20 protein-coding genes are annotated in these 19,881 nt (G+C 38.9%); all 20 read left to right on the plus strand.

Translation table 11 applies throughout. The features are described 5' to 3' along the window. The first annotated feature begins 18 nt into the window (after positions 1 to 18). The 20 genes from HMPREF0106_RS17505 (at position 19) to HMPREF0106_RS17415 (ending at position 19,879) form a co-directional block, all read left to right on the plus strand. Positions 19 to 810, plus strand: coding sequence for an NAD-dependent epimerase/dehydratase family protein (locus HMPREF0106_RS17505; RefSeq protein WP_032851140.1), 792 nt, complete (start codon positions 19 to 21; stop codon positions 808 to 810). After that, on the plus strand, positions 779 to 1,342 hold the full coding sequence (locus HMPREF0106_RS17500; RefSeq protein WP_004318800.1) for a phosphoribosyltransferase: 564 nt from the start codon (positions 779 to 781) through the stop codon (positions 1,340 to 1,342). Before HMPREF0106_RS17505 ends, HMPREF0106_RS17500 begins: the two co-directional genes overlap by 32 nt. 1 nt (position 1,343) lies before the next feature. Continuing rightward, a complete protein-coding gene (locus HMPREF0106_RS17495) occupies positions 1,344 to 1,889 on the plus strand; it encodes a terminase small subunit (protein ID WP_009039420.1) in 546 nt (181 codons plus the stop codon). Between the two features lie 61 nt (positions 1,890 to 1,950). Then, positions 1,951 to 3,966 (plus strand): PBSX family phage terminase large subunit, encoded by a 2,016-nt coding sequence (locus HMPREF0106_RS17490; protein WP_009039421.1) that lies wholly within the window; start codon positions 1,951 to 1,953, stop codon positions 3,964 to 3,966. Between the two features lie 126 nt (positions 3,967 to 4,092). After that, positions 4,093 to 5,538, plus strand: coding sequence for a phage portal protein (locus tag HMPREF0106_RS17485; protein ID WP_009039422.1), 1,446 nt, complete (start codon positions 4,093 to 4,095; stop codon positions 5,536 to 5,538). Further along, entirely contained in the window at positions 5,492 to 6,553 is a 1,062-nt protein-coding gene (locus HMPREF0106_RS17480; RefSeq protein WP_009039423.1) for an HK97 family phage prohead protease, read from the plus strand. The genes HMPREF0106_RS17485 and HMPREF0106_RS17480 overlap by 47 nt, the downstream gene beginning before the upstream one ends. Positions 6,554 to 6,570: 17 nt before the next feature. Further along, a complete protein-coding gene (locus HMPREF0106_RS17475; RefSeq protein ID WP_004311554.1) occupies positions 6,571 to 8,145 on the plus strand; it encodes a phage major capsid protein in 1,575 nt (524 codons plus the stop codon). A 4-nt stretch (positions 8,146 to 8,149) separates the two neighbouring features. Further along, the gene (locus tag HMPREF0106_RS17470; protein ID WP_009039424.1) at positions 8,150 to 8,572 is read left to right on the plus strand and encodes a hypothetical protein; all 423 of its coding nucleotides are present in this window, start codon (positions 8,150 to 8,152) and stop codon (positions 8,570 to 8,572) included. Positions 8,573 to 8,580: 8 nt separating this feature from the next. Further along, on the plus strand, positions 8,581 to 9,123 hold the full coding sequence (locus tag HMPREF0106_RS17465; protein ID WP_009039425.1) for a hypothetical protein: 543 nt from the start codon (positions 8,581 to 8,583) through the stop codon (positions 9,121 to 9,123). Further along, positions 9,120 to 9,692, plus strand: coding sequence for a hypothetical protein (locus HMPREF0106_RS17460; protein WP_004315583.1), 573 nt, complete (start codon positions 9,120 to 9,122; stop codon positions 9,690 to 9,692). The genes HMPREF0106_RS17465 and HMPREF0106_RS17460 overlap by 4 nt, the downstream gene beginning before the upstream one ends. Next, positions 9,689 to 10,528, plus strand: a complete 840-nt coding sequence (locus tag HMPREF0106_RS17455; RefSeq protein ID WP_004300278.1) for a hypothetical protein — start codon at positions 9,689 to 9,691, stop codon at positions 10,526 to 10,528. The genes HMPREF0106_RS17460 and HMPREF0106_RS17455 overlap by 4 nt, the downstream gene beginning before the upstream one ends. Further along, complete coding sequence (locus tag HMPREF0106_RS27405) at positions 10,525 to 10,680, plus strand: hypothetical protein (RefSeq protein WP_004300280.1); 156 nt, start codon at positions 10,525 to 10,527, stop codon at positions 10,678 to 10,680. Before HMPREF0106_RS17455 ends, HMPREF0106_RS27405 begins: the two co-directional genes overlap by 4 nt. A 49-nt stretch (positions 10,681 to 10,729) precedes the next feature. Continuing rightward, entirely contained in the window at positions 10,730 to 11,251 is a 522-nt protein-coding gene (locus HMPREF0106_RS17450; RefSeq protein ID WP_004300282.1) for a hypothetical protein, read from the plus strand. A gap of 30 nt (positions 11,252 to 11,281) precedes the next feature. Next, the gene (locus HMPREF0106_RS27410; protein ID WP_004311558.1) at positions 11,282 to 11,443 is read left to right on the plus strand and encodes a hypothetical protein; all 162 of its coding nucleotides are present in this window, start codon (positions 11,282 to 11,284) and stop codon (positions 11,441 to 11,443) included. A 2-nt stretch (positions 11,444 to 11,445) separates the two neighbouring features. Continuing rightward, positions 11,446 to 15,372 carry a phage tail tape measure protein gene (locus HMPREF0106_RS17445; RefSeq protein WP_009039426.1) on the plus strand — a complete coding sequence of 1,309 codons (3,927 nt, stop codon included), beginning with the start codon at positions 11,446 to 11,448 and terminating at the stop codon, positions 15,370 to 15,372. Positions 15,373 to 15,374: 2 nt separating this feature from the next. Next, on the plus strand, positions 15,375 to 15,956 hold the full coding sequence (locus tag HMPREF0106_RS17440; RefSeq protein WP_009039427.1) for a hypothetical protein: 582 nt from the start codon (positions 15,375 to 15,377) through the stop codon (positions 15,954 to 15,956). Between the two features lie 384 nt (positions 15,957 to 16,340). Then, positions 16,341 to 16,814, plus strand: a complete 474-nt coding sequence (locus HMPREF0106_RS17430; RefSeq protein ID WP_032851143.1) for an RNA polymerase sigma factor — start codon at positions 16,341 to 16,343, stop codon at positions 16,812 to 16,814. Positions 16,815 to 16,940: 126 nt separating this feature from the next. Further along, on the plus strand, positions 16,941 to 17,126 hold the full coding sequence (locus tag HMPREF0106_RS17425; protein ID WP_005652458.1) for a type II toxin-antitoxin system HicA family toxin: 186 nt from the start codon (positions 16,941 to 16,943) through the stop codon (positions 17,124 to 17,126). 40 nt (positions 17,127 to 17,166) lie between these two features. Continuing rightward, a complete protein-coding gene (locus HMPREF0106_RS17420) occupies positions 17,167 to 17,619 on the plus strand; it encodes a type II toxin-antitoxin system HicB family antitoxin (RefSeq protein ID WP_009039430.1) in 453 nt (150 codons plus the stop codon). Between the two features lie 268 nt (positions 17,620 to 17,887). Beyond that, positions 17,888 to 19,879: a hypothetical protein gene (locus HMPREF0106_RS17415; protein ID WP_009039431.1), complete on the plus strand. Its 1,992-nt coding sequence runs from the start codon at positions 17,888 to 17,890 to the stop codon at positions 19,877 to 19,879. Positions 19,880 to 19,881: the final 2 nt, after the last annotated feature.

A 19,881-nucleotide genomic window follows, 5' to 3' on the forward strand; every position in this document is an offset into this window, starting at 1 on the left:
ATCCTTTATTTTTTTGTGATGATGAGAAGAATGATTGTAACCGGCAGTGAGGGGTTTATAGGAAAAGCCCTTTGCCGAGAATTAGTAAAAAGAGGTATTGAAGTCATAGGACTTGACCGAAAGTGCGGTACTGAAGCTACGAAAGTATGCGAGTATCTAAAGAATGAGGATATTGATTGTGTGTTCCATTTAGCGGCACAAACAAGCGTTTTTAATGGAAACCTGGAACAAATCAGGAAGGATAACATTGATACTTTCATGCGAGTAGCTAATGCTTGCAATCAAAATCATGTGAAGTTAGTATATGCTAGTTCGTCAACAGCGAATCCGGAGAATACCACTTCTATGTATGGAATAAGCAAGTATTTCGATGAACAGTATGCATCTATCTATTGTAAGGCTGCGACCGGGTGCCGGCTGCATAATGTATATGGACCTAATCCGCGAAAAAGAACTCTTCTCTGGTTCCTGATGGAAAAGGAAAACGTGTCATTATACAACTGTGGTCAGAATATCCGGTGCTTCACTTACATAGATGATGTCATTGAGGGGCTTATCTATTCGGTGGGTTGTAACCGGCAACTTATCAATATTTGTAACGTCCAACCTGTGACTACTATGTATTTTGCTTCTTTAGTAAAATACTACAAACCGTTTGAAATTGAGCTAATTAATGAAAAACGGGATTTTGACAATTTAGAGCAGTCGGTGAACCGGGATATCTATTTAGTACCTTTGTCTTACACATCTGTCGAGGACGGAGTAAAGAAGATCTTTGATGAAAGGAAAGGGAAAGATATGTCGTATTGATGACTGGGATAAGCCGGAAGCGGTGAAATATAAGAGCTGGTCTCATCAGGAACGGTTATGTGATCTGAAAGAAAAGGTATCACTTCATAAAAAGGGTGATATCTATTACATCTCCCAGTTCACCCGTTCCAAGACTGGTACCAGCTTTTCAGAAATTAAACAGTCGGAGGAACTTGCATCATTCTTTGCAGAGAGAGCGTGTGAGTTTCTCCACCGCTTCATAGTAGGGGGATATGAAGGATGGTGTATAGTCACCACACCGCGACGGAGACACAACGAGGGCTTTCATTTTTCAACCTCTATCTGTACGAAAATTGCGGGGGCGGTGAAAATACCATTCTATGAGAATGCAATCCAGTGCCTAACTAAAGATAGATTGAATCCAGAATTCTTTCTTCTTCGTCCGATAAAGGAAAAGAAAATAATAGTGTATGATGACATATTAACAACTGGCAGCACACTGCTTGCCACCTATGAGCTTTTAAAGGATAGAGAGCAGCTTCTTTTTCTCGTAGGAATAAATAACAAATGATATGGGAAAGCAAGAGAAACCATTAACATTCAAGCAAGAGAAATTCTGTAAATACTACGTTGATACAGAAGGTAATGCTAGTGAAGCATATAGGATGTCTTATGATGCGTCAAAGATGAAACCTGAAACGATTTGGAGTGCTGCTAGCAGATTGTTAGCCAATAGCAAGGTTAGTGCAAGGATAAGTGAGATTAAGCAACAGAGGGCGAAAGAGACTGAAGTAGAGAGGAAAACGGTCGAGAAGGTATTAATGGATATTGTACTCGCTGATCCCGATGATTTACATTATGTAGACCCTGTTACCGGGAAAACAAAGATGAGAAGTCCGTCCCAACTTCCAAAGCGCGCCCGTAATGCATTGAAGAAGATTCAGAATAAGAGAGGGGAAGTTGTCTATGAGTTCAACGGTAAAACAGAAGCCGCTCGTTTGCTTGGTGCCTGGAATGGATGGGAAGCCGATAAGAATGTCAATATCAAAGGTGGAGACGGAAATAAAGTCGGTGAACTTCGTATCGGCTTTGAAGATAATGAGAATCCGGAAGAATAGAACAATTTGAACTGCAAAATCCGGTATTCACCCTATGGAGAAACCTTACTTTTAGAACAATATGGTTATAAATTATAAGAAGCTAAATCCTAACGGATTCTATCTATTGAAGTACTTGAATGATGAGACTATCCGTTTTATCATTCTCTATGGAGGTTCATCTTCCGGTAAATCGTATAGTGTGGCACAAACCATACTGATACAGACATTACAGGATGGTGAAAACAATCTTGTCATGCGTAAGGTAGGAGCTTCTATTCTCAAAACCATTTATGAAGATTATAAAGTCGCTGCGGCCGGTCTTGGCATCTCCCATTTGTTCAAGTTCCAACAGAATACTATTAAATGTCTGGTAAATGGTGCGAAGATAGATTTCTCCGGTCTTGACGATCCGGAGAAGATAAAAGGTATCTCTAACTATAAGCGAGTTCAGTTAGAGGAATGGTCAGAGTTCGAGCATCCGGATTTCAAGCAGCTACGTAAACGTTTGCGTGGTAAGAAAGGGCAGCAGATTATTTGTACCTTTAACCCGATCAGTGAAAGCCATTGGATAAAGAAAGAGTTTATTGATAAAGATAAATGGCATGATGTACCGATGACTGTTACCATTGCCGGCAAAGAGTTGCCGGAAGAACTTACCAAAGTCAAATCCGTAAAAAAGAACGCACCCAGGCAAATACTTAATCTTCGTACTAAGCAAATCGAGGAACAGGCACCTAATACAGTTATTATCCAATCTACCTATCTGAATAATTTTTGGGTAGTTGGTAGTCCTGATGGCACATACGGTTTTTATGATGAGCAATGTGTTGCCGACTTTGAATATGATAGAGTTCACGACCCGGATTATTATAATGTGTACGCATTGGGAGAATGGGGTGTCATTCGTACCGGTAGTGAGTTCTTCGGTTCCTTCAATCGTGGCAAACATTCCGGTGAACATAAGTATGTTCCGGACTTACCTATTCATATCTCTGTCGATAACAACGTGCTTCCGTATATCAGTGTATCATATTGGCAGGTCGATTTCACAACTGGTACCAAGGTTTGGCAATTCCATGAAACGTGTGCTGAAAGCCCCAACAATACAGTAAAGAAAGCTTCCAAACTTGTTGCAAAGTATCTGAAATCTATCCAATATTCTGATAGGTTATATGTACATGGTGATGCATCAACGAAAGCAGCAAACAGCATTGACGATGAGAAGCGTTCCTGGATGGACTTATTCATAGACACATTGCAGAAAGAAGGGTTCGAGATTGAAGATAAGGTAGGCAACAAGAATCCGAGTGTCGCAATGACCGGTGAGTTTATCAATGCTATCTTTGATTGTACTGTTCCCGGTATAGAGATATACATTGACGAATCATGTTCGGTATCTATTGAGGACTACATGAGCGTACAGAAAGATGCTAACGGTGCCATTCTTAAAACTAAGGTCAAGAATAAAACTACCTTGCAGACTTATGAGGAGCACGGGCACCTGTCTGATACGTTCCGATATGTCGTTGTGGATTTGTGTAGTGAGCAGTATATAGAGTTTAGTAACCGGCGAAAAAGAAACTTGTATGCTTGTAATGGCACTGTTAATTTCTTCAATCCAGATACCGAATGTAAATACACTAAGAAGATTCTATATGTGATGCCGAATGTTAATGGGAAATTTGTTCTTATACAAGCGTTTAGATGTGGGAATAAATGGCATGTTGTTGATGTCGTATTTATGGATACTACTTCAACAGAAGATATACGTTCTTCTATTTTGTCCCATGAATCTGATTCATGTGTAATTGAATGTACAGATGCTTATTTCCCTTTTATCCGGGAACTCCGTTCTAGTACAAACAAGGAGATTCGTGTAATGAAAGAGTTTCCGGATGTAGACAAGCGTATTGCTGCAACATCTGATTATGTGAAAAATAGTATTCTTTTTTCTGCATCAAAAGTAGAATCTGATACGGAATATGTTGCCTTCATGAATAACCTGATGGACTATAATAAAGATAGTGAAACAAAAGAGGCCAGTGCTGTTTTGAGTGGGCTAGTACAGTTCGTTGTAAAATTAGGTTTGAATTGAATTGTATTATATGTGATTGAAAATAAGAATGTTATATTGTTGATGTTATGCTTTCGTAATTTCAAGATTTTAGTGTTTTGGAAAACGGTTTTCCTTTTTACTTAGTTTTGCTCAAAAAGGAACCCAATGAATATTTTTTTTGATAATCTATTTGGAAAGAAATCTAAGACTAAAGGTGAAGTTGAAATAGTTACTTCATCTGAAAATAAGGATATAGATACTCAAAGTGGCAAGGCTGAAAAATGGTCAGTTGCATACATTGAGGACCTTACTAGTCCTATTGTAGCGGGCAGTAACTATCTAACGCTATTCAGTACGATACCTGAAGTCTTTTTTCCGATCGATTATATTGCATCGCGAATTGCAGGTGCTAATTTTCAATTGAAGAAAACTAAGGATGATAGTGTAGTATGGGCAAACAGACGAATGAATGGCATACTTAGCCGTCCTAATTGTTTGATGCGTTGGAAAGAATTGATTTATCAGCACCATATTTATAAATTGTGTACAGGGAATAGCTTTATTCGTGCTGCTATGCCTGATGTCTTTTCTACAGCTGAAAAATGGAGATATTGCGATAATTATTGGGTGCTACCTTCTGATAAGACTATTGTAGAACCTGTTTACGGGAATATGCCATTGTTTGGCATTGCCCAAACAGAAGATATTATTCGTAGCTATCGTTTGGAGTATGGTTGGAATGGTAGTTTGGAAATTCCTCCATACCAAATATGGCATGATAGAGACGGAAATGCAGAGTTCTATTCAGGGGCTATGTTCTTGAAGTCCAAAAGTCGTCTTGCTTCTCAAAATAAGCCAATGTCAAATCTAATAGCTGTATATGAAGCTAGAAATGTGATTTATGTAAAGCGGGGTGGATTGGGTTTTATTGTAAGTAAGAAAACTGATGCTACCGGTTCAATAGCGTTGACTGACGATGAAAAGGAACAGCTTTTGAAGCAAAATTTTGAGAAGTATGGTGTAAGGAAGGGCCAGGTACCTTATGGTATTTCAGATGCAGACATTGACTTTGTTCGTACTAATCTTTCTATTGCAGAGTTACAGCCGTTTGAAGAGACTTTGGCTGATGCAATAAATATTGCAGGGGCATACGGCATCCCTGCCGTTCTTGTTCCGCGAAAAGACCAGTCCACATTTAGCAATCAGGCTACTGCTGAAAAGAGCGTATATTGTTCAACTGTTATTCCTATGGCCAAACAATTCTGCAAGGATTTTACAGCTTTCCTTGGTCTTGAAGGAGGGGGATATTATTTGGATTGTGATTTCTCTGATGTTGATTGTTTGCAGGAAGGATTGAAAGAATCCGAGGACGTAAAGACAAATATAAATAAACGTTGTCGTGAACAATTCTCATGTGGGCTTATAACACTCAATGACTGGCGTGCCCAAATAGGCGAAAGTATGATAGAAAATCCCTTGTTTGACAAATTGAAATTTGATATGTCAGATGAGGAACTGGATAAAGTAAATCGAGTTTTTAACACTAAAAGTGGAGATGAAAAAGATGGAAGAGAAAATCAAAAGCCTTCAGTACAAGACAAAGGCAAATGATGTTGATGAGAAGGGTATCGTTACCGTTGCGGTGAACGGTATCGGTGTGAAGGACTCACAAAATGACATATCTATGCCCGGCTCATTCAATAAGACATTGAAAGAAAATATTGGTCGGATGCGTTGGTTCCTGAATCATCGTACAGACCAGTTGTTAGGTGTTCCGTTGAGTGGTAAGGAAACAGAAGGTAATTTGGTTATGGTCGGTCAGTTAAATCTTGAAAAACAGATTGGCCGTGATACGTTAGCTGATTATAAACTGTTTGCAGAGAATGGCAGAACACTTGAACATTCTATTGGGGTCAAGGCCATTAAAAGAGATTCTGTTGATCCCTGTAAAGTGCTTGAATGGCGTATGATGGAATATTCAACATTGACAAGTTGGGGGAGTAATCCCCAGACGTTCCTTGTGAATATTAAGTCTGCTACTGCTGACCAGGTAAAGGAGGCTGTTGATTTCGTTCGTAAAGCGTTCTTGCAGCATGGATATAGTGATGAGCGTTTAAAAGGTTACGATATGGAATTAAGTTTATTACTGAAGAGCCTCAACGGTGGTGCCGTTGTCTCATGTCCTCATTGTGGTCATCAATTTGATTATGATGCAGAAACGGAGCATACCTTTGCCCAGCAGGTATTGGACTATGCTGCTGATTATCAGAGATGGATAACACAGGACATTGTAAGGGAAGAAATGGAGAAGCTCACTCCGGAGATTAGAACCCAAGTAATTTCTCTTATTGATTCTGTCAAATCAGAAAAGAAAGAATTTACTCAAAAGGGTCTACAAGACCTTATGAATTATGTAAGATGTCCCCACTGTTGGGGAAAAGTATATCGTTCGAATGCTATTCTGCAAAACACTTCTGAAGATACCACCGGAAAAAATGAGCCGTCTGTTGACACTCAAGAAAAGAATGACGGGGAAAATGGGAACGATGAAGTAACGATTAAAGCCGCTGATAATGGCACTTTACTCGATTTCAAGAGTTTGAATAGCTGTTTCGAGAATAAATAACTTAAAATTTAAATTTTATGCCTAAAAAATTTACAGTATCAGATTTTAATCTGAAAACAGACGGTCTGCCGGCAGAACAGAAAACTTTCATGGAAAACATCGTCGGCATGATGTGTGAAGTAGTTAACAAGTCACTTGAAGGATTTGCCTCACCGGAGGAGGTAACGAAACAGTTTGGTGACATCAATAATCTATTGAAAGCCTATGATGGAGAAAAGTTCCAGCAATTGGTAAAGGACAACGAGCAACTTGTAGAACAAGTTAAAACTCTTGGTGAAAGTATCGAGAAAATGAAGCAGAAAGGTCTTTCTATGGATACTATCAACAAGTTTGACGAGAAATTGAACGAGATGCTTGATTCTGAAAAATTCAGAGATTTCGCAGAAGGAAAAACACGCAAATCAGGAGAATTTGACGGCTTCTCCTTGAAAGATGTCGTTTCCATGACTGACAATTACACCGGTGATTTGTTGATTACTCAACAACAGAAACGTGTTGTGACTCAGGTTGCCAACAAAAAGTTGCATATGCGTGATGTATTAACGACGCTGACAGCTGATCCTGCATATCCTCAACTCGCCTATGCGCAAGTATATGCTTTCAACCGCAATGCCCGTTTTGTAACAGAGAACGGTCGTTTACCGGAATCAAGTATCAAGGTAAAAGAGATACAGACAGGAACTAAGCGCCTTGGTACTCATATCCGTATCTCAAAACGTATGTTGAAATCAAGAGTGTACATTCGTTCCTACATCTTGAACATGCTTCCTGAAGCTGTTTGGATGGCAGAAGACTGGAACATTTTGTTTGGTGACGGTAATGGTGAGAATTTGCTTGGTATTATTAATAATACTGGGGTGACTTCTGTAGAGAAGATTATTAGTACAGCCATTGTTACAGGTGCCGCCGGTGCTGTAAAAGCTATTACCGGATATAACGGTGATAAGGATGTGATTGTAGAGTTTGCAGAACCACAGGATTTGATTCTTGATGGAATGAGTATCACGTTCGCTGGCGCCGCTGTTCTTACAGAACTGAACAAAACACACGCTCTTGTGAAAATGGAAGATGGTCGTATCCTTATTCCTGGTGTCGCGTTCTCCGGTGCTGAAACGGCTACGGATAAAATGACATTCAGTGTTCATGAAGCCGGCTTTAAGAACATTGAGGAACCCAACTCTGAAGATGTAGTGAAAACAGCTTTCGCCGCAATGACATATGCCCAGTATTTTCCGAATGCTATTATTCTTAATCCAATGACTGTTAACGGTATGGAATCAGAGAAAGATACGACAGGACGTAATCTTGGTATCGTTAAAATGGTTGATGGGGTGAAATATATTGCCGGTCGTCCGATTATCGAGTATGGTGGTATTCTTCCAGGTAAGTATCTTTTGGGTGACTTTAACCAAGCCGCAAATTTGGTTGATTATACCACTTTGACACTTGAATGGGCTGAAGATGTGGAGACCAAGCTTTGCAATGAGGTTGTGCTGATGGCACAAGAAGAAGTTATCTTCCCGATTTATATGCCGTGGGCTTTCGCTTATGGGGATTTGGCCGCATTGAAGACTGCAATAACTAAAGCGTAGGATTATGGATTACATACTTAGAGGTAACGATAAGGATGTAACCAATGTGCTTAAAGAGCAACGCATTCGGATTAATAGAGGGATGATTCAACTCATCCCTATTTCCGAATGTGGTCTTGTTACAGAAGAAGATGCCCGAAAGACATTGGAATGTATGCTTGCAGAGAAAAATGAAGAGATTGGCAGGCTTACTGCATCCATTGCAGAGAAAGATAAGACAATTGTTGAACTGACAGAAGAGCGTGAAACAATGAAAGCTCGCATTGCAGAACTTGAAGTACAGGTGCCTTCTGATGAAAAGAATCTTCCGGTTGCCGATTCAAAAGATTTGCAAGAGGAAGATGCCAAGGAGGTAATTGTTACAGATGATAAAGCCGTTTCCGTGGAAGATGAAAAGAAAACCGGGAAAGGCAAGACTTCTAAATAACTATCGCTATGTTGATTGATGTTTCATATTTTATGTCAGGTCCCAGGCATATTGAGAATGTTTCGGTCGCTGAAATGCCTTCGCCCCAATCTCTTGCTGTGAATGAGGTGATAAATGGGTATATTAAGGCATTTCAGCCCGAATTTCTCCGGAATGTTGTTGGTGTGACTCTTTCCCAAGCTATCACAGATTATTTGGAGCTTATTGAACGAGAAAAGGAAGATTCTTCAGATGAAGTTGATATTTCAGAAGAGAAGGAAGCCCCCCAGTCCGGATATGCAGTATTATGCGAGAAGCTGTGTGAACCGTTCGCTGACTATGTCTTTTATCATATTCTTCGTGACGCAAACACCCAGGCTACAATAACCGGGCTTGTTCGTTTGAAATGTGCTAATGAATATGTAGCTCCTTTGAAGAGACAAGTAAGCACATGGAATAGCATGGTAGAGAAGAATAAACAGTTTGTTGAATGGGCTATGTCGAATGATTGTCCTTTCGATGTGAAAATAACCAAGAATCTTTTGACCCCAATTAATGCTTTCAATTTATGATAGATTTAGATATAACAGAACTGTTTGAGGAGATTGTAAAGGAACTTCCAGAAGGGCTTGAAATCCTCTATCCAAATGGGAAAGGGGGAACTAAAGTTGTGAAATCCCCAAGGTTGAATTACATCTTCGGTAGCAGTCAATATATCAAAGATATTTTAGATGAATACAGTAAGTCTTCTGCCCAGTCTGAAAGGAAGTTTCCATTGGTTGCACTATTCACTCCAATTAGTGAGGATAGAGGTGACGCGGATTATTTTTCAAAAGCAAAGGTTTCGTTAATTATAGCATGTTCTTCTTGTAAAGAGTGGAGCAATGAGATGCGCAGAACCACATCTTTTAAAAATATCCTTCGGCCAATCTATAAACGTTTATTGGAAGTATTATATGAAGATTCTCGGTTCGACTGCGACTATGACGAAAAAGTGAAACATAGTTATTCAGAAAACTATTCATATGGCAGATACGGAGCCTATACAGATTCCGGTGAGGCTGTGAGCGAGCCGATTGATGCCATAAATATACGCTCGATGGAAATAAAAATTAATAATCTTAATTGTAGAAGAAAATGAGAAAGATTAGAACGTGTAAGGGTTCCCGGATGAACACTGGTAGTTCTGCTTGTAGCATTGACTGGAAAAAAGTCAAAGGTGCTATCTTGACAGAACATGGTGTCAAACTCCCTGCTGATATAACAGGTGAGAAGTTGCTCGAATTGTGCCATGCAGACCGTCCCGGGCGTATTTACCCTATTTTGCCATTTCTGGAGTATGCCAAGAATGGTGGAGAGCCCCAAGTTAATCCTGTAGGGTACGGTGCAAGTGAATACAACGGGCTTAGCGCTCAAACAGACACCTTCACTTTGAAGAAATTTGATGAGGTTTTGAATGCCCAGCTTCTGAAATGTGCCAATAAAGGATGGGACGTTTACTTTTGGAATCAGGATAATATGTTGATCGGTTATAATGATGACACTGATATCCTTGCCGGTATTCCGATGTCTACTGTTTACCCGACCGTGACACAGTACCCGACCAGTAGTGCTAAGTCTGCGATGACTGTTAGTTTTTCACATGAAGATGTGGAAGACAGCCAATTGCACTTTGACTACGTGCAGTTAGACTTCAATCCCAAGAATTTCGTTAAAGGCTTGGTTGATGTTGTGTTTCAAAAGTTGGAGGCCGAAAATACTTACAAAATAGTTGAAGTTGTTGGTGGTTATGACCGTACAGAAGAATTTGGCAGTCTTATTGCTGATGGTGCTGCTGAAGTTATGAATAACGTAACTTCTGCTACATATTCGGATGGTATCATTACCATTGTTCCTAAAGCCGGGGCGGTTCCTTCGTTGAAAGCTCCTTCTGTATTGTATGAAAAAGGAATCAGAGGTATCGAGCAGGTGTCATGAAGGTAGATAATGTTACGTTCGTCGAGGTTGCTGTGAAGGGCATGACGAAGGAAGAGTTTATTAATGCGCACATTAAAGTCGTGTGGCAGGAACTGAAGGAAGCTGACCGCAAGAAGAAGCTCTCGGAAGTGTACGATGCGATAACTAAGTAACCGACGGGCTGGGGTGTGATTACAGCCCGGCCCGTTATATTTTTACTGTATGGCAGATTTTGATGAATTACATAGAGTTATTCATTCCATTGCATCCGGGTTTGAAGAGGAATGTATTAGGTGTATGGAAGAACATAAGAATGTACTCGTTGATTGCATTCAGGAACAATTATATTCCGGTCTGGACGGTACTGAACATCTATTGAATCCTGATTATGATACTGACACCTATTTTAACGAGCCCGGTCCTTGGCAGAACCGTGCGGAACAATATAAACGATGGAAGGAGAGGATAACTCCACCTCTTAGAAGTGAGATGCTTTATTTGCCACCGCGTCCGGTTGAGGTACCTAACCTCTTTATTACTGGTACTTTCTATGATAGCATAACTGCCGATAGAATTGATTCCGGGCTTCGATTCTCAACGAAAGGATTTACGGACGGTAGTTCTATTGAGAAGAAATACGGTGAGCAGATTTTAGGCATTGGTGATACAGCTAAAGAGTACTTTAATATTATGTATCTCCGTCCCTGGATGGAACGTTTCTTTTCAGAATGTGGATATCGGTAGAAAATGGCTTGTAGTTGCGAAATAAAAAAGATGCAGAGTGAACTGGAACGTATCAGTGATCTTGCAAAGAAAGCAGCTGTCTTGGATGGTTGCATGTATGTCGTTTATCAGAAAGAAGATGGTACCTATGCTTTTGATAAACTAGGAGTTGAGATAAAAGGAAAGATTGTTGAATATAGACATTACCTGTAATTATGGCAGATTTAAAATTAAAAGATTTCGTTGAAGATAGTGAGATTCAAAAGTTGATTGAACTTGATAATACTATTGGTAAAGTAAGGGAAACTTATAAAAATGCAGCTATTGAGCTTGCAAAAGGTCTAAAGATAAATGTGGACGGCATCGCTGACTTGGAGAAGTTAGGTAACATTTATAAAACTCAAGTTAAAGTTGCAGGTTCTGCATCTAACGAATTAACAGAGGCTCTTAGAAAACAGTCTGAAATAACCCAAGCCGTAAGCAAGAGGATAGAGGAAAAGTTAAATGTAGAAAAACTGTCTTCTGCTGAATTAAAGAAACTCACTAAGGCTAATCAAGATAATGCTGTGTCCTTGGAAAAAGCAGCTAAAGCGGAAGCTAACTTGACAAAAGCGCAGAATGTCGGTAATACTACTCGTAAGAAAGCTGTTCTATCTGAAGAAGAACGTTTAAAGATTATCCGGTCGGCAATAATACTAACTAATCAGGAAGTACACAGTCGTTCCCAGGCAAAGGAAATGAATAAGCAGCTTCAAAAGGCTGTTGATTTACTGAAAGATACTGATGAGAATTATATTCGTACGCTTGCCCGTCTTAATTCTACAATCGGAATCAATACCGATTACATAAAGCGAAATTCCGATCGATATAGTCAACAGAAAATGACCATCGGTGCATATCGGGAAGAAGTAAAGGCGGCATGGATTGAAATACAGAACGGTAATAAGTCCATGCAGAATATGGGTATTATTGCCCAGAATGCAGGAAGGATGCTTAAAACGGAGATGGCTCCTGGATTAAGTAAAGTTAGTGCCGGATTGAAAGGATGGGCTGCTGGATATATAGGTGCGCAAGCTGTTGTAAGTGGTGTCGTTGCTCTTTTCACTAAACTTCGTGAGGGTGTAGGTAGTGTTGTTGAATTTGAATTTGCTAATAGCCGGCTTGCTGCAATACTCGGTACCACATCAGACCAAATAAAAGAATTAACTCTTGATGCTAAAAGGTTGGGAGCTACAACTAAATATACAGCTTCTGAAGCTACCGAATTGCAGATTGAATTAGCGAAATTAGGTTTTACAAGAAAAGAAATATTAGATGCAACAGAATCTGTTTTACGTTTTGCTCAAGCTACCGGTGCAGAGTTGGGAGAGGCTGCTTCGTTGACAGGAGCTGCATTAAGAATGTTTAATGCTGATACCCGTGAGACTGAACGCTATGTATCTGCAATGGCTGTTGCGACAACAAAGAGTGCATTGTCTTTTTCATATCTTGCTACTGCACTTCCAATCGTGGGGCCAGTAGCTAAAGCGTTTAATTTCTCTATTGAAGATACTTTAGCATTGGTTGGTAAGTTGGCAGATGCAGGATTTGATGCTTCAATGTCTGCTACTGCTACTCGTAATATTCTTCTAAATTTAGCCGATACAAACGGGGTACTTGCCAAGTCGTTAGGTGGTCCGGTGAGAACATTACCTGAATTGGTCGCTGGATTGCAAAAATTGAAAGAGCAGGGAGTAGATTTGAATAGTACTCTTGAAATGACAGATAAACGAAGTGTCGCTGCTTTCAACGCTTTTTTAACTGCTGCCGATAAAATAGTTCCTTTGCGTGACCAGATTACAGGTGTTGAGAGTGAATTAGGGAACATGGCTCATACTATGGAAGATAATGCAAAGGGAGCAATTGCCAGTTTAAGTTCTGCTTGGGAAGCTCTCATGATTTCTTTGGGAAAGAATACTGGCGTTTTATCTGGAATTATAAATGAATTTACTGAACTTGTTCGTTCTATGCGTGCTGTTATTGCTACTGCTGAAGAGCTTGGTGAAGAAAGATTAGCCAATGCAGCTCGTAACGGTCAAGAAGCTGCTAAATTGGATAAGGAATGGGTTAAATCTAAGGAGGAAAGTATTGATAGGGTCGCTTTGAAATATAGAAAAGAGGGAGTTGACGGTGCAGAAGCTTTTGAGAAAGCTAGAGGAGAACAACTTAAAATATTGGAAAGAACTTTATCACAAGAAGAAGCTAGATTGCAACTTTATACTAAACGAAACCAAAAGCAGTGGAGTGAGTATAATAATCGTAGTTTATTGAAACAAGGCCTAGGGCTTCAAAAAACTACTAATCAGATGAAAAAAGACATAGATGAGTCTTTCAAGCTTGTTGAAGAGCAAACTGCATATGTTGCTGGGTTGAAAGAAAAAATGGAGCAAATCAAAGGTATTACCAATGATTATCAAGAGGAAAATATGGGAAGTACATTTAACAAACCTCTCACAGATAAAGAAAAACGTGAACTGGAGAAAGCTGCTAAGGAAAAACAAAAGATTAAAGAAACTTATCAAGAATCTGAACTCGCCCTCATGGATGAAGGCTTAGAAAAGGAACTTGCTAAAATTGGTTTAGCGTACTCAAAGAAGATTGCTGCTGTTAAGGGTTATAGTAAAGAAGAAATTGCTATTCGTCAGAATTTGGCGAAAGAAATGCAGGATAAATTAGATGAATTCTCTATTAAGTATAATTCTGACCGTGAAAAGAAAGATGTTGAGAACGCTCTTGCTGTTGTAAAAAAGGGGTCCCAAGAAGAACTTGATTTGAAATTGCACCAGTTGGAGTTGCAACGTGAAGCAGAAATTGATGCAGCGGAGAAAACAGGTGAAGATGTTTTTCTCATTGACGAAAAATATGCAAAAAAGAAACAAGAACTTAACGAAAGACATGCATCCGATCAGGTGCAGTTAATTGCAGAGAATGCAGCGCATGAGCAGGAAATCCGGGATGCTGCATATGTTATGGATACGCTTGCTCTTAAAAAACAGTTAGCTTCTAAGGAAATAACCCAGCAGGAGTATGCAGAACTTGAATATCAGCTAAAATTAAACTATGCACGTAAAACTGCTGAAGCAGCTATTGATGCTTTGGAGTCCGAACTTGCTACTGCCAATTTGAGTACGGATAAAAGGGAGAAACTAGAGGAGAAACTTGCTAAATTGAAAGCAGACCTTGCCCAAAAAGAAGCAGAAGCGGAGATTGAGGCTATCAATAAGGTTACTAAAGCGGATGAGAAAGCTCAGAAAGAGCGTCAGAAAAACTTGAAAAAGTGGCTTCAAACTGCATCTCAAGCTGTGGGGACCATTGGAAACTTAGTCTCTTCTATTTATGATGGACAGATTCAGAAAATAGAGGAAGAACGGGAAGCCAATGAGGAAAAGTATGATGAGGATATTGAACGAATAGAGAACTTAGCAGAATCGGGGGCCATATCTGAAGAGGAAGCAGAAGCACGTAAACGTGCAGCAAAGGATCAGACTGAAGCCAAGAATAAAGAGCTGGAAAGGCAAAAGCAAGAGATTGCGCATAAGCAAGCTGTTTGGAACAAAGGGGTACAAGTAGCAGAAACGGGAATTGCGACGGCTCGTGGTATTATGGAGGCTTTCCAGTTAGGTCCGATTGCCGGTGCTGTTATGGCTGCTGTTATCGGGGCAATGGGGGCTATGCAAGTAGCAACAATTCTTGCAACTCCTATTCCTTCCTATGCAGACGGTACTAAAGGTAATGATAGGCATCCCGGCGGTACCGCTTTAGTTGGTGATGCCGGTAAACATGAAGTTATCATGTATTCCGGAAAAGCATGGATTACTCCTGATGCTCCAACTTTAGTTGATATTCCTAAAGGTGCACAAGTCTTTCCTGATGTTGATAAGGTAGATATCTCTAATTTTGATATGCCGGATTGGGACTTTCCTACATTTTCACCGACATATTTTGCATCTTCTTCCGGTGACACCATTGTTTTCAATGATTATTCCCGATTAGAAAAAAGGGTTGATAGAACAAATTTTCTTTTGATGAAGAGTCTTAAAATGCAGCGTCAGGATGCTTCTAACCGTGAATTTGAACTGTATAAGTTATCTAAACTGAAATAGTCATGATTGAAAGATTAAATCAGATAACATTGAATGATTTCATTGAGCTTTCATGCGGAAACTATGCTTGTTTGCTTTCGGGTCGCGAATTTGTGTCAGAGAGCACGCTTAAAGAGATAGCATCTAAATTGCTCATTGAATACAGAAGTATTGTTAATCCTTCAAATATGAAGGCTATGGTAATGGACAAAGAGGATATGCTGAAAGAACGTGCCAAACTATTGAGTCTTCGTATTTGTCAGGCTCTTGTTTCTCTTGGCTTTTATGATGATGTTCGTCAGGTATTGGGTCAACTAAATGTAGATACCCGAAATATGAGTGATGAGCAAGTTATATCGAAGCTTGATTATTTACTTCATTCTGCAATTTTTGAGCAAAAACGGAATGAGGAGAGACGCAGTGAGGAACATAAAGGAAGTAAGGCTACTCCTGAACAAATTCGTTCTTCTTTTGATGCAGAGATTGCTTTTCTAATGACATTCTTTAAAATGAGTATTGATTCCCGTGTAATTAATGCTGCTGTCTATGCGAATATCGTTCATCAAGCTGATGTTGAAATATCGATCAGAAAAAGAAGCACATGATAATATTGGTATTACATATATGCTGTAATTCGATTAATTTTTAATTAAAGCGAATTATTTCATACAGTCGTTTGTACATCTCCTTTAGAATCACAAACGACTTTTTTATGAATAAAAAAAACAGCATCCATTGTATAAATAGGCATTTATACAATGTTTTATTGTCAGAATTACGTACATTAGAGACGAAGTGTAATCGGATAACAGCAGAAGTGTCCGAGGTAAAAAAAATGATTGCCTTATTGCCCCCCGATATAGGCACTCTTATTAGTTCAATCGAGCGTTCTGCTAAGGAAATGCACGAACAAAGTATCATGCACCGGAAATATGTGGAAAGGTGCATTAATGGCGAACCGAAGATACACCTAATAAGGAGGGCTGACAATGGACTTTGAAAAGGAATTATCAGAAATATATCCTTGGATATTAAAGGTGGCAAGAAAATTCTGCTGTTCCATGCAAGATGCTGAAGACTTAGCCGGTGATACAGTTTATAAGCTACTTGTGAATCGTGATAAATTTGATTGTTCTAAACCGCTTCAACCGTGGTGCCTTATTATAATGAGGAATACTTATATAATAAGATACAATAGAAATTCCCTTATACATTTTACAGGGCTTGATATGGTAGACGGAAGTGCCATTTCTAACTGTACAGCTCATTCAATACTGTTTGATGATTTGGTTTCCATAATACAACGGTGTGCTAAAAAATCCCGTTGTATTGATAGTGTGATGTATTATGCTAGTGGGTATTCTTATGATGAGATAAGTGAAATCCTGAACATTCCTGTTGGAACTGTAAGAAGTCGTATTTCTTCCGGTCGGAAGTTTCTGCTTCATGAAATTGGATATTGATGATCGATTAAAAGTGTATGGAAATAACTTTTTTCATAAATATAGCAAAATAGTTATATTTTTATTTGGTGGTTTATAGCAAAAACGCTATATTTGTATCGTCTTAAATAAACGGTCTTTTACATTATGAAGTACAATCAGTTTTTTGCGGAACTTACCGCAGCAGGTTGTTACGTTCTTAGGCATGGGGCTAATCATGATATTTGGTACAGCCCCAAGACAGGAAACAAATTTGCCCTGTCAAGGCATGGCAAACAGGAAGTGCCTACCGGAATGGAACGTAAAGCAAGAAAGGTTCTTTTGGGGGAGTAATCCCCCTACCTTTTGCGCTTTATTATCTAAAGGACTGTAAATGTTGAGACAATGGGGTACGGTATATTGCCGTACTCCTATTTTTAAAGCAATGGATATGAAAGTAACTGTAATCATGGAAAAGGCGAGCGATGGGTATTACTCATGCTTTGTCGAGGAAGATTTACCCGGCTTTGGTTTGGCAGGGTATGGAGATACGGCGGAAGCCGCGAAAGAGGATATGATGAAAGCATATGAGGAAATAAAGGAGATGCAGGCAGAAGAAGGCAAGGAAATGCCGGAATTGGAGTTTATCTACAAATATGATATGCAGTCTTTCTTCAACTATTTCTCATTCCTGAATGTTACTAAGGTTGCAGAGTTGGCAGGTATCAATGCTTCATTGATGAGACAATATACTTCCGGTGTGACAGTAGCCGGACAAAAACAATATGATAAGATACGGGTAGCGGTGGAACGTATATCTAAAGAACTTTCCGCAGCCACTTTCTAAAGATAGTGTACCGCTGTGAAGCGAGACCGTTTTAAGACAAAGGCAGGCTCCGTTCCTTTATATATGGGTTCGGAGCTTTTTTATGAAAGTATTAATTTGTAAATTGAGAATGCAGAAAGTCATAATTATTTTATGTTTTATCTATTGCGTTGAAAAATAAATAGTTATGTCTTGCTTTTGCAAAATGCAATTTTCAAGAATTTAGCCAATCGGGAAACCGGTTGGCTTTTTCTATATATTTGCTCGTGAACGTTCAAAACGAGTTAAAATGCTTTGTAAATATGTACTTACAGTTGATAGTATTTCCTATGATATTCCCAAATCTTGTATTCAGAATTGGGATGAAATAAAGTTTTCCCGTAAACGCTCCGGACTTGAAGGAATAACTAGAACCTTTACTTCAAAATTCCAGTTTGTGGGAGAAGCCTATGATCTCATATTGGAGGAGTATTTGAGCAAATACCTGGCTTCTAATGCTAGTATCACTGTTTATACTATAACTAATTCTCATACTTATGAAGAATTCTTCAGTTGCCGACTGGATTTCGGTTCATTGACCTATGATGGAAATGCTGTTTCTATTAATTCGATAGATGATAGTGTCGCTAATATCATAAAGGCTAACAAAGGAACGCAGTACGAATATTCGGTAGATGAGATAAAAGATGTATATCAGCTTTATTATGATTCTGTAAGTATGAATTATAGTCAACCGCATACATTAGGTGGTAATACTGTAGAAAATGATGCTTCTTTGCAATATATTGTAATTGACAAAGGAATATATGTAGAAGCTATAACATATTCGCTTCCCTTATATATTTCTGGTGGTGAACTTCCGTCACGGGATTCACCTCTTGAGTTTTATGATGCACCACAAGAATCGAAAGATGATCCAAATGTATTTGTTAAAGCCTTGTCCGACATTGATATAGTATTGAATTTTAGTTTTGAATACTATATCAGTTATAGTGATGCGTATACAACTAAAGCTGAAATTGTTCTAGGTGGGCGTTACGAAGATGGTCGTTTAGTCGAGTTGAAAAGATGGGGGTATAATAAGGGGGATGTTACTCCAAGTAATCTGAATGAATCCATCAAGATTCATCTGACTAAAGGGCAGGCTTTATTTTTTGATTTGAAGGTAACATTTAACAGAGTTAATGCTTCTACTGGCAATATTTATTTTCGTAATTTCAAATTTGAGACACGCTTTACTTCTCGAGCTAACCCTATCTATGTGGATGCAATAAGACCTATTGATGTGTTAAACCGATTGCTTAAAAGCATGAATGGTGGAAATGAAGGTATCTATGGTGAAATAGCTTCAGGTGTTGATGAAAGGTTAGATAATTGCGTGATATTAGCTGCTGAAAGTATCCGTGGAATCCCCCAAGCTAAGCTATATACTTCTTATACAAAGTTTAAAAACTGGATGGAAACAGTTTTTGGCTTTGTGCCTGTGATCAATGGTGTCACTGTTTTTTTTAAACACCGGGACAAATTGTTTAGTGATAACAATGTAAAGGATTTAAATAGCAGCTTTTCTAGTTTTGAGTATAAGGTTGATTCATCAAGAATATATTCTTTGGTTAGGGTAGGATATGATAAACAGGACTATGAAAGTATGAATGGTCGTGACGAATTCCGATTTACTACTGAATATACTACTGGCATTGATATAACTGATAATGTATTAGAGTTGATTAGCCCTTACCGTGCTGATGTTTATGGAATTGAATTCTTATCGCAAAAGAGAGGCCAAGATACAACGGATAGTGAAAGTGACAATGATGTGTTTTTTGTTTGTGCCAGTACTACATTACATGATAATGGCGGAGTACAAACATATAAAGAGTATAGGCTTATAAGGAGCGGTTGGGAAATAAGTGGTGTACTTGATCCTGAAACGATGTTTAATACCATGTATTGGCAAGGAGGCATATTGCAAGCAAATGCCGGCTATATTGGTATGTTCACTAAAAAACTATCTTATTCTTCTTCTGACGGTAATAGTGATGTTGTTGTCAATGGTATAGGAATGAAAGATGATTTTAACGTTGAAAGTGGTATTATAACTTGTGGAGATGTTTCATTCACAACTTATAATGAAGATATTCCACCAACAGATGATGAAACGATTAAAATCTTAAAAGATGATCTAGTTTACGAGGGCTACATCAAAGAGGTGAGTAGTACAGTTGAGAGAAACGAGGGAGTGAAGTATGATTTATTTGTCCGTTCAATAACAAAAGCCTAGAA

The sequence above is a fragment of the Bacteroides sp. D22 genome (assembly GCF_000163675.1).
Lineage (GTDB): Bacteria > Bacteroidota > Bacteroidia > Bacteroidales > Bacteroidaceae > Bacteroides > Bacteroides xylanisolvens.

What these genes read in the sequence shown, in the direction of transcription:
- HMPREF0106_RS17505 (WP_032851140.1), top strand. Translation starts at nt 19, where the DNA reads ATGATGAGAAGAATGATTGTAACCGGCAGTGAGGGGTTTATAGGAAAA.
- HMPREF0106_RS17465 (WP_009039425.1), top strand. Translation starts at nt 8,581, where the DNA reads ATGTTGATTGATGTTTCATATTTTATGTCAGGTCCCAGGCATATTGAG.
- HMPREF0106_RS17460 (WP_004315583.1), top strand. Translation starts at nt 9,120, where the DNA reads ATGATAGATTTAGATATAACAGAACTGTTTGAGGAGATTGTAAAGGAA.
- HMPREF0106_RS17490 (WP_009039421.1), top strand. Translation starts at nt 1,951, where the DNA reads ATGGTTATAAATTATAAGAAGCTAAATCCTAACGGATTCTATCTATTG.
- HMPREF0106_RS17440 (WP_009039427.1), top strand. Translation starts at nt 15,375, where the DNA reads ATGATTGAAAGATTAAATCAGATAACATTGAATGATTTCATTGAGCTT.
- HMPREF0106_RS17430 (WP_032851143.1), top strand. Translation starts at nt 16,341, where the DNA reads ATGGACTTTGAAAAGGAATTATCAGAAATATATCCTTGGATATTAAAG.
- HMPREF0106_RS27405 (WP_004300280.1), top strand. Translation starts at nt 10,525, where the DNA reads ATGAAGGTAGATAATGTTACGTTCGTCGAGGTTGCTGTGAAGGGCATG.
- HMPREF0106_RS17470 (WP_009039424.1), top strand. Translation starts at nt 8,150, where the DNA reads ATGGATTACATACTTAGAGGTAACGATAAGGATGTAACCAATGTGCTT.
- HMPREF0106_RS17495 (WP_009039420.1), top strand. Translation starts at nt 1,344, where the DNA reads ATGGGAAAGCAAGAGAAACCATTAACATTCAAGCAAGAGAAATTCTGT.
- HMPREF0106_RS17485 (WP_009039422.1), top strand. Translation starts at nt 4,093, where the DNA reads ATGAATATTTTTTTTGATAATCTATTTGGAAAGAAATCTAAGACTAAA.
- HMPREF0106_RS27410 (WP_004311558.1), top strand. Translation starts at nt 11,282, where the DNA reads ATGCAGAGTGAACTGGAACGTATCAGTGATCTTGCAAAGAAAGCAGCT.
- HMPREF0106_RS17450 (WP_004300282.1), top strand. Translation starts at nt 10,730, where the DNA reads ATGGCAGATTTTGATGAATTACATAGAGTTATTCATTCCATTGCATCC.
- HMPREF0106_RS17420 (WP_009039430.1), top strand. Translation starts at nt 17,167, where the DNA reads ATGTTGAGACAATGGGGTACGGTATATTGCCGTACTCCTATTTTTAAA.
- HMPREF0106_RS17475 (WP_004311554.1), top strand. Translation starts at nt 6,571, where the DNA reads ATGCCTAAAAAATTTACAGTATCAGATTTTAATCTGAAAACAGACGGT.
- HMPREF0106_RS17445 (WP_009039426.1), top strand. Translation starts at nt 11,446, where the DNA reads ATGGCAGATTTAAAATTAAAAGATTTCGTTGAAGATAGTGAGATTCAA.
- HMPREF0106_RS17500 (WP_004318800.1), top strand. Translation starts at nt 779, where the DNA reads ATGAAAGGAAAGGGAAAGATATGTCGTATTGATGACTGGGATAAGCCG.
- HMPREF0106_RS17415 (WP_009039431.1), top strand. Translation starts at nt 17,888, where the DNA reads ATGCTTTGTAAATATGTACTTACAGTTGATAGTATTTCCTATGATATT.
- HMPREF0106_RS17425 (WP_005652458.1), top strand. Translation starts at nt 16,941, where the DNA reads ATGAAGTACAATCAGTTTTTTGCGGAACTTACCGCAGCAGGTTGTTAC.
- HMPREF0106_RS17455 (WP_004300278.1), top strand. Translation starts at nt 9,689, where the DNA reads ATGAGAAAGATTAGAACGTGTAAGGGTTCCCGGATGAACACTGGTAGT.
- HMPREF0106_RS17480 (WP_009039423.1), top strand. Translation starts at nt 5,492, where the DNA reads ATGGAAGAGAAAATCAAAAGCCTTCAGTACAAGACAAAGGCAAATGAT.